Here is a 12417-nt window from a genome sequence, read left to right on the forward strand (position 1 = left end):
GCCGGATATGCTCCCACCATGGCCATTACAGACATCGCTTCGCGAACATACAACCACGGCTGGCGGCTCGACCCGATCGTGCGCAGCCTGCTCGACACCGATTTTTACAAGCTACTGATGCTTCAGATGATCCGGGAGTTTTATCCGGACGAGCATGTGACGTTTTCGGTGATCAACCGGACGCATCATGTCCGCCTCGGCGAAGTGATCGATGAGGCAGAGCTTCGTGCCCAGCTCGACCACGCCCGCACGGTTCGCTTTTCAAAGAAGGAACTGATCTGGCTTGCGGGTAACACGTTCTACGGCAAGACCCAGATGTTTTCGCCGGACTTCATCAGCTGGCTCGCGACATTCCAGCTTCCGGAATATGAGTTGCGTACGGTCGACGGCCAGTACGAGTTGCATTTCCACGGGCCCTGGACGCACACCACCATGTGGGAAATCCCGGCGCTCGCCATCATCAACGAATTGCGCTCGCGGCAAGCCATGAAGGGACAGGGGCGATTCGTGCTCGACGTTCTCTATGCCCGCGCCAAGGCGAAGCTGTGGACCAAGGTCGAGCGTCTGCGCAAACTCGATGGTCTGCGGCTGTCGGATTTCGGGACGCGGCGCCGGCACGGCTTCCTCTGGCAGCGCTGGTGCGTCGAAGCCGTCAAGGAAGGATTGGGCCCGGCGTTCACTGGAACGTCCAACGTTCTGCTGGCGATGGACAACGACCTGGAAGCTATCGGCACCAACGCGCACGAGTTGCCGATGGTGGCGGCCGCGCTGGCGAACAGCGATCAGGAATTGCAGCGCGCGCCCTACCTGATCCTCGATCAGTGGCGTCACACCTACGACGGAAATCTTTTGATTGCGCTGCCCGACGCATTCGGCACCAAGGCATTTCTGCGCGATGCACCCGAATGGGTCGCCGACTGGACCGGTTTTCGTCCCGACAGCGCGCCGCCTATCGCCGCCGGCGAGGAAATTATCAAGTGGTGGAAGGAAAAGGGGCGCGACCCAAAAGAAAAACTTCTGGTTTTCTCGGACGGCATGGACGTGGGATCGATCGAGGAAGCACATCGGCATTTTTCCGGGCGCGTGAGGACTAGTTTCGGCTGGGGAACGAATCTCACGAACGACTTTGTGGGATGCGCGCCGGACGGCACCGCCGACCTCGATCCGATCTCGCTGGTCTGCAAGGTGACGGCGGTCAACGGGCGGCCCGCCGTGAAGCTTTCAGATAATCCCGAGAAGGCGACGGGCCAGCCCGACGAGATTGCGCGTTATCTGCGCGTCTTCGGAAACGCAGGCCGTGTGCGCGCGGCGGTTCATGTCTGACGCAGCCGAAGGCATGAACGACGGCGAACGTTTCGCTGGAGCTATCGCGAAGAAACCGAGCAGACCGGCCTGCCTGCAAGCAGCCGGTCGACCGGCGTCCAGTCGTCTGTCAGCAACGCCGCACAGGCCAGCGGCCAGCTTTCGCGATAATTCCGGACGTCGGTGCGTCGCCAGACCATCTGGCGCGAAACCGGCGGCTGGTTTGCTCCCAATGCCGTTGCGGCAACGGAAAGCTCGTCGGGACGGAATGCGAGAGCCGGATTCTTCCACGCCGCGACCACAACGTTGGTCGTCTCCTCGCGATCATCGACCATAGTCCAGATGTCCACCGCCGGAAAGCTCTGCGCCAACGTCCTTGCTACGCTAAGCGCGAGCAGAGGCGTCGCTGTCCGGTCGATGATGTTCGACAAGAATACGCCTTGCGCCGTCAGCCGGCCTGCAACCTCCGCATTGAATTCGGCAGTCACGAGATGCGGCGGCACGCTTTTGGTCCGGTAGGCATCCATCAGAATCACGTCGTAAAAATCCGCCTGCGGCAAGCTTCGCAGAATCGCTCGGCCGTCGCCGAGAACGGTTTGCAGGTTTGGCAGACCGCCAGCCCACATCGCATCGACGGCCAGGGCGGCGACTGTCGCATCGAGTTCGGCGACGGTGACCTGCGATGCCGGCGACGCCGCCGCCCACGCACGGGGCAAGGTCGCCCCGCCTCCGCCGATCACCAACGCGCGCGGTTGGCCAGATGCTGCGAAAGCTGCCCTGGCAAGGCGATCCGAAAGCGCGGCATAACCGAAGTGCAGCCGGGCGGGATTGTCCCGGTCCGATGCGCTGTGAATGCCCTCGTCCAATTCCATCAGTCGCACCAATCCGCCGTCGGGAAGTGCCTTGTCGATCAGCTGGATGCAGGTGTACCGCGACTCCACGAGACATGGACTGTAGGGACGCACGGCGGCCAGCGCGGCGATCGCTGCGACCACTGCAACAGCCGCAAGTCTTCGGTGGGTTACGGTCAGGCCGCACGACGGCATCACCATCAGCGCAATCAGCAGCCAGAGACAGCCGACCAGCCTCATGCCCCCGACCCCACCCACCGTCTCCAGAAGAAAGAAACCTGCGGCCGCGCTGCCAACGACGCTGCCGATCGCCGAAGCGGCGTAAATCGCACCGACCATCCGCGGAACGATAATATCGGGCATGACAAGCGCAATGCGCACCGCAAGCGGTGCGCAGAACCCCGCAGCGAAGCTCGCCGGCAAGACCAGCGCGGAAATCGCCAGAACGGTCATGGTGTCCGATCCGCCGTCCTTGAAAAGCGCCGATGCGATCGGGCCGGCGAACGCCGGCGCAATCAGTGCGCAAAGGCCAGCCGCCAGCCACGCGACGGCAAGCATGATACGCAGGCGGTGCATACTGGCCGCAGCACCCCCGACCAGGCCGCCACAAAAATGTCCTGCCGTCATTCCGAGCAACACGCTTGCAATCGCCGCCGACCACGGCAGCAACGATTGCCCGACATAAGGCGCGCCGATCCTGACAATGATAATCTCGACGGCGAGCGCCGCGGCAGCCGACAACAGAACGCCGACCGGCAAGGCATACTTCATCGAACTGTCGCCTCACGCTTGCGCATGACCACGCTCAGAATAGCGAGAAGCACGCCGGTCGCGACCGAGAGAACACCAACGGCCAACATCGTGCCGCGCACGCCGAACGTGTCGAGCAGCAGCCACAACACTGTAAGAACGCCCAGCACGCTTCCTGCCGCGCCCGCAGCATAGATCAATCCGACAACCAGACCGCGCCTGCTCGCAATGGCAATGGCACCCGTCATCAGCAGCGGCGTCACGATTCCGTACAGCAGACCGGCAGGAATACAGGGCAGTCCCGCTAACAGCACGATCCGCCATAACGCGGTGGGCGCAGGGGCCAACACGACCCCGTTGAAGTACGCGATAATCATCGGCGCAAACGCCACATAGACGCCGGCGCCGATCGCGGCTGACGACGCCAGTCCAAACATGCGCGACAGCGATGCACCGGTCGCGGTCCAACCGCCGATCTGGTGGCCGAGCGCCAAGGCGAGCAGAAAGGCTGAAATAATGGCGGTCCATGTGTCGATCGACATTCCAGCATACGGCGCGACCAGCCGCGTCACCGCGACCTCAAACGCCAGCGCGCAGAAGGCAGTCAGGCTTTCCGCGAGAAACAGCACGATCATCATGAAATGCGGTTAGGACCTCGATGGAGATCGACATTAAAGAGGGTTGAGCCCGATTATAACCCTTTCCGGAGAATACGGCGGTTCATGCGATGACCGGTCGCACCCAGCGCTATAGTCGCGCCGGGCGATTTCCATTTTGAGAGCGTCGCATGTAGATTGGTTCAACGCCGCAACGAGGCAACACGCCGTGCCACCAGGGGGACAAACCGTGAAGATCACTGTCAATATCGACTGCACGCCGCTTGAGGCACGCGAATTTCTCGGACTTCCGAACATTCAGCCGATGCAGGAGCGCGCCATGAAGCAGATGGAGGACACACTGCTTTCCGCCGTGTCCGGCATGGCGCCCGACGCGATCCTGCGGAACTGGATGTCGTTCAATCCCGAAAAATTCGCTGATATGTTCAAAATGTTCGGAATGCCCGGCGGAAGCGACACTTCCAAGAAATAAGACGAAATCTACAACGACACCGCGTAGACTTCGTATTCCTCACGAACTGTTTCAATGTGATCCCGCATCGCGCTTGCAGCGCCCATCTTGTCTCCGCGCATGATGGCGATCACAACCCTGTCGTGCTCCACGTAGGATTTCGCAAGACGGCCGAGATTCCGGAATTGCGCGCGCCGGAACGGCTGCACGCGCACCCGCGTCGCCAGGGTCATGTCGGCGACATAGCCGTTTTGCGATCCGGCATATATCGCGTTGTGAAAAGCTTCATTCGCCTCGTGAAAGAGCTGCGGATTGCCTTCATAACTCAGCAGCCGCAGCCGCTCGTGCAAACCTTCAAGCTCGTGTCGCTGGCCGACGGGCATGCGTTCCGCGGCAAGCCCGGCACACAGAGCCTCAAGTTCGGCCATGGCTTCGAACATGGCATTAAGCTGTTCGATGGTTGGGCGCGCAACAACCGCGCCCCGATGTGGGCGGGAATCGACAAGGCCGCTGGCGACAAGTTGCCGGAGCGCCTCACGCACTGGCGTGCGCGATACATTGAAGCGCCGCGCGATGTCGGATTCGTCAAGCGAAGAGCCTGGCTCAAGCGCGCCACGCACGATGTCGTCGGCAAGCTGCAATCGCAACTCCTCGGCAAGCGTGCGCCTTCCAGCTACGCCCCTCCCCAGCGTTGACGTCGCGCCTGATTCATTTGTGCCCGGATTCTCAGCCAATCCGCGCGATGATCCGGGCTCAAAGATCATGGCTTTTCGTTCGCAGGCGCGTCGATGAGGCTGACATGGGCGGCGACGATCCGCCAACCCTCTGCCACGCGAATCCACATCTGCATCTGCCGTCCGACCCTGCCGGGCGATAATGTCCGATGAAACAACGTCGAGGCAACAGCGGTATCGCGGCCATACGCCGTGATGACGGTCTTCGTCAATTCGCGCATCAATCCTGCAGGGCTGCGCGCGGCGCGAAACGCCGCGATGGCATCGTAACCGTAAAGATTTTCGCCGATACCATAGCGGATCGTTCTGGCATCCTTGTGAAACAGCGCATCGAGCGCTGCGACATCATTTGACGTCAGCGCTTTTTCGTAAGCCGCGAAGGCTGTTCTGACTTCGGCAACGACATCCGGCAGATCGATTTCGGTCGGCATCTTCAAAATCCTTTTGGCCGCGGCGCGTAAACCACGCCGGCCTGTTCAAGCGTATAAGCGACACGCAAGGCTATATCCTCACGCCACGGCGCTGCAATCACCTGCACACCAATCGGCATCGAGTTCAGCGGAACCGGCACGGCAACCACCGGAAGCCCGATGAAGGAAATCGGCTGGGTGTGTATTCCAATGTTCGCCCGAACCGGCAGTTCGACGCCGCCCAGCACGAACGTCGCCTGGCCGAGTTTCGGCGCAACACATGGCGTGGCGGGTGCCAGAACGACATCGACGGTTTTGAAAAGCTCCAGCACCTGCGCGCGATACCAGCGGCGGAACTTCTGCGCGCGATCCACGAACGGCGCCGGGATCATCGCTCCCGCCAAAAGCCTGTCGCGCACCGCCGGGTCGAAATCGTTCGGCCGCGTGCGCAGCCGGTCGAGATGCAGCGAAGCCCCTTCGCAGGTCGAAATGACATAGGCTGCCGCCCGCGCCCTCACCGCTTCCGGAATTTCGACCTCGCGCGTTACGGACAGCGCCTCGGCGACGCGCGCCATTGCCTCCTGGGCTTCGGGAAGGACATTCTCCCTGAAGTATCCGCCCGCGACGCCGATGCGCAGATTACCAATCCCAAGCTCAAGCGACGAGGTGGCCGGCTCGATGGGGCGATTGGTACATGCGGCATCGTCCGCATCCGGTCCCTGCATCACGTCGTAAGCCAGTGCGAGATCGCGCGTCGTTCGTGCGAAAGGGCCAACATGATCGAAGCTCGTGACGAACGGAAACGATCGTGCTCGCGACAGCCTGCCATAAGTGGGCTTCAGCCCGAAAATGCCGCAGAACGACGACGGCACGCGAATCGAACCGTTGGTGTCTGACCCCAGCGTCAACGGCACGAGACCGCCGCCGACCGCGGCACCCGAACCTCCGGACGAGCCGCCGGTTATGCGCGTCAAATCGTGTGGATTGCGCGATGGACCATCGTGGATATTCTCGCCAGTGAAATCATAGGCGTATTCGCCCATATTGAGCGCGCCGACCAGCACCGCCCCCGCGGCTTCCAATCGCTCGATCAACGTCGCGTCTCGCTCTGAGGGAACGCGCTGACGGTTGATTTTCGAGCCCGCCCGGGTCGGCAAGCCTGCAACGTCGAAAAGATTCTTAACCGCGAACGGCACACCGGCCAGTGGTCCCACCTTGCCGCCACCCGCAATCGCGGCATCGATTTTTGCGGCACGCGCACGCGCGCGATCCGCAACCACGTCGGTGAAAGCGTTCAACTTGCCGTCGTTTGCAGCAATGCGCACAAGCGCGCCGTTCGTGACATCGAGCGCCGATATCTTGCGCGCGGATACCGCATCGGCAATCGCCGACGCCGAGGACCAATCCATACCGGACGATATGATGCTATCAGGCTTCATAGATGCTCGCTGGTTCGATTTCGTCGGGCAGCGGGAATTCCTGCACCAGACGCGCCATCTTCAGGGTCGTGTCGAGATTGACACGCACCGCGGGTTTCCATTCCCCCTCGATGGATAACGCAAGAACCTCGGCAACAGTATCGATATAGATATCCAGCGGATCGTTCGGCATGCGCGTCTCTGTGTGCGTAGCGGCGATAACTCGGTCTCAATGCGCGGTAAGCGGTGGATGCGGGATCGCCGACAACAATTCGCGGGTGTAGGCATCCTGCGGCGCATCCAGCACCTTTTTCGTTTCGCCCTGTTCGACGATTCGTCCGCTTCGCATCACAATGACGCGATCGCACAAAAGCCGCACCACATTCAAATCGTGTGACACAAACAGATAGCTCATTCCCATCGACTGCTTGAGATCCTGCAGCAAATTCAGCACCACCGCCTGCACCGAGACATCGAGCGCCGCAGTCGGCTCGTCGAGAATGATGAGGTCGGGTTTCAGCGCAATCGCCCGCGCAATGCCCACACGTGCTTTCTGGCCGCCGGACATCTGATGCGGGAAACGATCCAACAGCGACAACGGCAAGCCGACCTGCTTCGCCAGTTCTTCGCATCGCGCGCGCAACGCAGCACTTCCCTTGATATCGCCAAGCTGCATGATCGGATCGGCGATAGCGCGCGCTGCCGTAAATCGGGGATTGAGGCTGTCGGTCGGGTCCTGAAACACCATCTGGATTCGCTTGCGCAGCGGCAGCCGCGCGAAAGCGTTCGGAGCGATCTCGCCAATGTCCTCGCCGTCGAACACGATGCGGCCCGAAGTCTGCCCCAGCAACCGCATCACCATCATCGATGTGGTGGATTTCCCGCACCCCGACTCGCCGACAAGCCCGACACTTTCCCCCCGCGCCACCGAGAAGCTGATGCCATCGACCGCGCGGAACTGCTCAGGCTCCACCGGAGGCTTGCGCCCGAACAGTGCCGCCAGCGTTTTTGATGCACCCTGGCGCGGATATTCCTTGATCAGTTTTTCGACGACAAGAAGCGGCGTCTCTGCCTGTACAGCCGGAGCGATGGAGAGGGACGCAGGCAAAGCTGCCCTGTCCTCGTCCGACAGCAGGTCTCGCAACGAGACTCCGAGTCTCGGCGTCGCGCGCATCAGCTTACGCGTATAGGGATGTTCGGGGTTGGCGAAGATATCTTTTGAAAGCGCCGTCTCGACAACATTTCCCTTCTCCATCACCACGACGCGGTCACAATAAGCCGCCGCGAGGCCGAGATCGTGGGTGATGAGAATGGTGGACATGCCGCGGCTTTTGGTCAGCTCCACGATCAGGTCCATCACCGCCTTCTGCGTGGTGACATCCAGACCCGTGGTCGGCTCGTCGGCAATCAAGAGTTGCGGATTACACGCAAGCGCCAGCGCAATGACGACGCGCTGGCACATGCCCCCGGACAGCTCAAAAGGATAAGCATGATAGCGCTCACGCGGGCGGGCGATCCTCACCTGCTCCAGCGCCTCGATTGCCTTTTCGCCGCGGTCGTTCGATGTCGATTGTACATGCTGGCGCAGCACATCCTCGATCTGGTCGCCAACCTTACGGATCGGGTTGAGCGCGGCGCGTGGATTCTGGAAGATCATCGAGATTTCACGACCTCGCAGGTCGCGCATCGCGTTCTCGGATGCGTTTTGGACATCGATACCGGAGAACATGATCGATCCGTCGGCGATCTTGCCGGCGCGATCGAGAATCCGCATCACCGCATAGGATGTTACGGACTTCCCGGAACCGGATTCGCCGACGATACCCAGCGTTTCGCCTTTCGCCACGCTGACATTGACATGCTGGATCGCGCGCACGATGCCGCGTCGGGTGGCGAATTCTACGGTAAGATTTCTGACGTCCAGCAGTGGAGTTGCGGTCATCGTTACGTCCTCCGCTGCGGATCGACAATGTCGCGCAGACCGTCGCCGAGCAGATTAAAGCAAAACACCGCGATCATCAGTGCCAGCCCCGGGAAGAACGCGATCCACCATTCACCCGACACCATAAAGGTCGCACCTTCCGCGACCATGATACCCCACTCTGCCGTCGGCGGCCGCACGCCGAGACCGATGAACGACAGTCCGGCGGCATTAAGGATGGCGTACCCCATGGTCAGCGACATCTGCACGATCATGATCGGCATGATGTTCGGCAGGATGTGCCCGAGCAGAATGCGATACTCCCCGTTGCCGGACAGGCGCGCGGCCTGCACGAAGCCCGCATCGCGGCGGACATTGGCCTCGGCGCGCGCGACACGCACGTAAAGCGGGAAATTCACGATGGCTGTGGCGATGATGATGTTCTGCACGGTATTGCCGAGCGCCGCAACGATGCCCATCGCCAGCACGAACAGCGGGAATGCCATGATGGTGTCGGCAATGCGTCCGACGATGCGGTCGGTCCAGCCGCCGAAATAACCTGCCGCGATGCCGGCAATGCCGCCCATGAAGAACACCAGCACCACCGACGCCGCGGCAATAAAGAAATCCAGCCGGGTCGCGACCACGACACGACTCAGAATATCGCGACCGAGCTGGTCCGTGCCGAACCAATGCGCCGCCGACGGCGGCTTCAGCGCCTGCGCGGTATTGCTGGCGAGCGGGTCATAAGGAACGACCCAGGGTCCAAAGATTGCCAGGAAAATGATGAGAACCAGCAATCCAAATGCAAACGCCGTGACGAGATTTTCGCCAAGAATGTAGCGCGCATGCAGAAGCGTCGCCTTAAATCCGGAGGCTTGAGGCACCGGCACAGCTTCGGCAACAGGTGCGATAGTGCTCATCCTTCCAGCCTCACGCGCGGGTCGATAACGCCATAAAGAATGTCGATGACCAGATTAAGCAGTACGTACATCACCGCCATGGTCAGCACGAAGCCTTGCACGGGTGCGAAATCTGAAGAGATCAGCGCCTCGACTGCGTAGGAGCCGATGCCCGGCCAGGCGAATACCTTTTCCACCAGCACGTTCGCGCCGAGCAGGAACGAGAATACCATGCTGAGCGTGGTGATGACGGGAAGCATTGCGTTCCGGAACGCATAGGTGACGATCACCTTCCCCGGCGATAATCCACTGGCGCGCGCGGTGCGGACGAAGTCGGATGCCAGCACCGCCAGCATCGAGGCTCGCGTCATGCGCGCGATCGGCGCCAGCGAGAAGATCGCCAGCGTCAGTGCGGGCAGAATGAGCTGGTTGAATGCCGAGCGGAAGGTCTCAAAATTCCGCGCGATCAGGCTGTCGATCAGATAGAAACCCGTGACACTCGGCGGCGCACTGGCGAACACGTCGAGCCGCCCGAGCGGGGCCGGTGACCAGCCGAGCTTGAAGTAGAACACATAAACGAGCACCAGCCCGGTAAAGAACACCGGCAGCGAGACGCCGGCGGTCGTCAGCACTCGACACAGATGATCGATCCACGAGCCCGGCCGGGTCGCGGCAAGGATGCCGAGCGGTATCGCGATCGCCACCGCGATCAGCAATCCGATCAGCGTCAGTTCCGCCGATGCGGGCAGACGATTGCGGATTTCAGTCGCCACCGGCTGCCCGGTGGTGAGCGAATTGCCGAAGTCGCCTTTCGACAGATCCACGGTGTAGCGCACGAATTGCTCGATCAGTGGCTTGTCTAACCCGAGCTTCTTGCGGATCTGCTCGACGGCATCCTTGGTCGCCGCAGGCCCGGCGAAATATGCAGCCGGATCGCCCGGCAGCGCGCGCGTCAGAAGAAACGTAACGATCACGACCCCGATCAAACTCGGGATCGCGAACGCCAGTCTTTTGCCGATCATGCCGAGCATGAAACGCTCCCGCCCCTGCCGTTACGCTTTCACAAGCGCGCGATAGTCGAGACGGCGGTGGAACCAGTACTGATAGCCCGAGACGTTTTTCTGCATCGCGACGTTGACGTAAGGCTGGAACAGCGGAATGCGCGGAATGTCGGCGTAGGCGAGATCGACGAAGCCCTTCACGTCCTTGTCGTAGGTCGGCTTGTCGCCTATCGCAGCGGCAGTCACTGACCCGTCGATGAAGCCATCCATCTCCGCAGACTGATAGCTCATCGTGTTGAAGACGGAATTCTTTCCGCTGTAACACCAGATGAAGAAATATTCGGGATAGTCGAGCCAGCCCGAAAACACGTTGGTGTAAAGCGGCAGAACCTTTTTGTTCAGTTCGGTGCGCCAGTTGGCCCCGGGGATTTTATTGATGGTTGTCTTGATGCCGATCTGTCCGAGGCTCTCCTGCACAAGAATGCAAAGAGGCTCGTTGACGCCGGCGAAGCCGAGATCGAACGACAGCGTCGTCTCGAACCCGTTGGGATAACCGGCCTCGGCGAGCAGCGCCTTGGCTTTCGCAATGTCGGTGTTGAACTTGTGCGGCTGCGGCCATGCTACTTCGGTCGCGCCGTTACCGCCGAACATCGGCTTGGCGAGGCCGAACAGCACCGCATCCATGATCTTCTGGTACGGCAGCGCGTAAGCCACTGCCTGACGCACCTTGGGGTTGTCGAACGGCGGATTCTTGACGTTCATTCCGATGTACTGGACTCCGTTGGAGTAAGGCGTCGAAACAATGTTAAGCTTGCCGGAGTCCTTCAGTTCAACGAAGTCCTTGTTCGGCAGATCATAGGAGATGTCGGCGTCGCCCCGCTCCAGCAGCGCGCGCCGATTGCCGGATTGCGGCACCATGCGCCAGATCACGCGCTTGATCTTCGGCATCGGGCCGCCGACCCAATTGTCGTTGCGCTCCATCACGACTTCAGTGCCAGCGGTCCAGCTCTTGACCTGATAGGCGCCAGAGCCCGCCGTGTTCTGCTTGGTATATTCGAGACCCCACGGATCCTTTTCGGTGGCACTTTTCTTGACCAGCTCGGAGTTGACGACGCAGGGTACGATCACCCCGAGATCGGGTATCGTCAGGCGATCCTTCTTGGCGAAATCCACACGCACGGTGTGGTCATCGACCACGACGAACTGTTCCGGCTTGGTCAGCGAGCCGGCGGCCATCTGGAAGGTGGGAAAGCCGCCGACACTGACGGCGCGATCCAGCGACCATTTCACGTCCTTCGCCGTCACCGGCGTACCGTCGTGGAAAGTCGCCTTCCTCTTCAGCTTGAATGTCGTCGACATGTCACCGACGCTCATGTCTTCGGCGAGTTCGGGTTTGAATTTGTCGCGGTCGTAATACGGCACGCCGTTGGCGCCGGTTTTCATCTCATGGGTAATGAGACGGTCGTAACAATTCCACGACACCTCGTAGCCCGGGACGTTGGTGCCGACGCCATGAATGTCGAGATTGTTCGGACCGCTTTCCGAAACGATCAGCAGCGTTTCGGAACGGGCGTCAGCCTTGGCGGCCGACCAGATCGCCGGCCCCGGTATCGCCGCACCTGCCGCGGCCCCGGTGACAGTTTTCAAAAAATCGCGACGCTTCATGATGCTCTCCAACGCGTTCAGACTTCGTTGGAGAAGGCATCGCAAGCATCGTGCCAAACCCTAAGGGATCATTAAAAATATGAATAACTACCTGAAGTCTCGAGCCTTTCCGATGCATTTCAGACGCATGCCGACATGCGTGGCTCGCGCGTCCATTGCATACAAAGACAGGCATTTGCATAATTTTTATGCTGTATTTTTCGATGCTTAAATCTCACCCACACGTCGCCGGCGCACAAACGCGATCAGCGAAAGCGGCGTGTTACCTTTCGCCGAAGATCGGGCGAAAACCTCACAGGTCGAAGAACACCGTTTCCCTGTCGCCCTGGAGATGGACGTCGAAGCGGTAAGTCACAGGCTCGCCCGGCTCGCGCGTCGCAACCAGTGTGGCGCGG

At 60.7% G+C, this 12417-nt stretch carries 12 protein-coding genes and 1 pseudogene; 2 read left to right on the plus strand and 11 right to left on the minus strand.

Translation table 11 applies throughout. The features are described from left to right. Positions 1 to 18 precede the first annotated feature (18 nt). Positions 19 to 1323, plus strand: a complete 1305-nt coding sequence (pncB, locus tag AC1RKJ_RS21900; protein ID WP_492793229.1) for a nicotinate phosphoribosyltransferase — start codon at positions 19 to 21, stop codon at positions 1321 to 1323. A 41-nt stretch (positions 1324 to 1364) separates the two neighbouring features. Here the strand turns inward: pncB and AC1RKJ_RS21905 are convergent, their stop codons facing one another. Then, positions 1365 to 2924, minus strand: coding sequence for a fused MFS/spermidine synthase (locus tag AC1RKJ_RS21905; protein ID WP_492793230.1), 1560 nt, complete (start codon positions 2922 to 2924; stop codon positions 1365 to 1367). Next, complete coding sequence (locus AC1RKJ_RS21910; protein ID WP_492793231.1) at positions 2921 to 3541, minus strand: fused MFS/spermidine synthase; 621 nt, start codon at positions 3539 to 3541, stop codon at positions 2921 to 2923. Before AC1RKJ_RS21910 ends, AC1RKJ_RS21905 begins: the two co-directional genes overlap by 4 nt. Before the next feature lie 208 nt (positions 3542 to 3749). Here AC1RKJ_RS21910 and AC1RKJ_RS21915 point away from each other — a divergent pair, with 208 nt between their 5' ends. Then, positions 3750 to 3992, plus strand: coding sequence for a DUF6489 family protein (locus AC1RKJ_RS21915; RefSeq protein ID WP_492793232.1), 243 nt, complete (start codon positions 3750 to 3752; stop codon positions 3990 to 3992). An 8-nt stretch (positions 3993 to 4000) separates the two neighbouring features. Here AC1RKJ_RS21915 and AC1RKJ_RS21920 read toward each other — a convergent pair whose 3' ends face one another. From AC1RKJ_RS21920 to AC1RKJ_RS21960, 9 genes and pseudogenes are all read right to left on the minus strand, one after another. Beyond that, positions 4001 to 4660 carry a GntR family transcriptional regulator gene (locus tag AC1RKJ_RS21920; protein WP_492793261.1) on the minus strand — a complete coding sequence of 220 codons (660 nt, stop codon included), beginning with the start codon at positions 4658 to 4660 and terminating at the stop codon, positions 4001 to 4003. 71 nt (positions 4661 to 4731) lie between these two features. Continuing rightward, complete coding sequence (hpxZ, locus tag AC1RKJ_RS21925) at positions 4732 to 5136, minus strand: oxalurate catabolism protein HpxZ (protein ID WP_492793233.1); 405 nt, start codon at positions 5134 to 5136, stop codon at positions 4732 to 4734. A 2-nt stretch (positions 5137 to 5138) separates the two neighbouring features. Continuing rightward, complete coding sequence (locus tag AC1RKJ_RS21930; RefSeq protein WP_492793234.1) at positions 5139 to 6554, minus strand: AtzE family amidohydrolase; 1416 nt, start codon at positions 6552 to 6554, stop codon at positions 5139 to 5141. Further along, positions 6544 to 6726 (minus strand): DUF4089 domain-containing protein, encoded by a 183-nt coding sequence (locus AC1RKJ_RS21935; protein ID WP_492793235.1) that lies wholly within the window; start codon positions 6724 to 6726, stop codon positions 6544 to 6546. Before AC1RKJ_RS21935 ends, AC1RKJ_RS21930 begins: the two co-directional genes overlap by 11 nt. Positions 6727 to 6762: 36 nt before the next feature. Then, positions 6763 to 8475: a dipeptide ABC transporter ATP-binding protein gene (locus AC1RKJ_RS21940; RefSeq protein WP_492793236.1), complete on the minus strand. Its 1713-nt coding sequence runs from the start codon at positions 8473 to 8475 to the stop codon at positions 6763 to 6765. Positions 8476 to 8477: 2 nt separating this feature from the next. Then, positions 8478 to 9377 (minus strand): ABC transporter permease, encoded by a 900-nt coding sequence (locus AC1RKJ_RS21945; protein ID WP_492793237.1) that lies wholly within the window; start codon positions 9375 to 9377, stop codon positions 8478 to 8480. Beyond that, the gene (locus AC1RKJ_RS21950; protein WP_492793238.1) at positions 9374 to 10387 is read right to left on the minus strand and encodes an ABC transporter permease; all 1014 of its coding nucleotides are present in this window, start codon (positions 10385 to 10387) and stop codon (positions 9374 to 9376) included. The genes AC1RKJ_RS21945 and AC1RKJ_RS21950 overlap by 4 nt, the downstream gene beginning before the upstream one ends. A gap of 21 nt (positions 10388 to 10408) precedes the next feature. Further along, the gene (locus AC1RKJ_RS21955) at positions 10409 to 12022 is read right to left on the minus strand and encodes an ABC transporter substrate-binding protein (protein ID WP_492793239.1); all 1614 of its coding nucleotides are present in this window, start codon (positions 12020 to 12022) and stop codon (positions 10409 to 10411) included. Positions 12023 to 12314: 292 nt separating this feature from the next. Then, positions 12315 to 12417, minus strand: a pseudogene (locus AC1RKJ_RS21960) (protocatechuate 3,4-dioxygenase subunit alpha); the annotation flags it as partial.

This window comes from Afipia sp. GW822-FHT04G07 (assembly GCF_058800765.1).

Excerpts from the sequence above, each read along its gene's own strand:
- pncB (WP_492793229.1), top strand. The coding sequence starts at position 19 with ATGGCCATTACAGACATCGCTTCGCGAACATACAACCACGGCTGGCGG.
- AC1RKJ_RS21905 (WP_492793230.1), bottom strand. The coding sequence starts at position 2,924 with ATGAAGTATGCCTTGCCGGTCGGCGTTCTGTTGTCGGCTGCCGCGGCG.
- AC1RKJ_RS21910 (WP_492793231.1), bottom strand. The coding sequence starts at position 3,541 with ATGATGATCGTGCTGTTTCTCGCGGAAAGCCTGACTGCCTTCTGCGCG.
- hpxZ (WP_492793233.1), bottom strand. The coding sequence starts at position 5,136 with ATGCCGACCGAAATCGATCTGCCGGATGTCGTTGCCGAAGTCAGAACA.
- AC1RKJ_RS21930 (WP_492793234.1), bottom strand. The coding sequence starts at position 6,554 with ATGAAGCCTGATAGCATCATATCGTCCGGTATGGATTGGTCCTCGGCG.
- AC1RKJ_RS21935 (WP_492793235.1), bottom strand. The coding sequence starts at position 6,726 with ATGCCGAACGATCCGCTGGATATCTATATCGATACTGTTGCCGAGGTT.
- AC1RKJ_RS21940 (WP_492793236.1), bottom strand. The coding sequence starts at position 8,475 with ATGACCGCAACTCCACTGCTGGACGTCAGAAATCTTACCGTAGAATTC.
- AC1RKJ_RS21945 (WP_492793237.1), bottom strand. The coding sequence starts at position 9,377 with ATGAGCACTATCGCACCTGTTGCCGAAGCTGTGCCGGTGCCTCAAGCC.
- AC1RKJ_RS21950 (WP_492793238.1), bottom strand. The coding sequence starts at position 10,387 with ATGCTCGGCATGATCGGCAAAAGACTGGCGTTCGCGATCCCGAGTTTG.
- AC1RKJ_RS21955 (WP_492793239.1), bottom strand. The coding sequence starts at position 12,022 with ATGAAGCGTCGCGATTTTTTGAAAACTGTCACCGGGGCCGCGGCAGGT.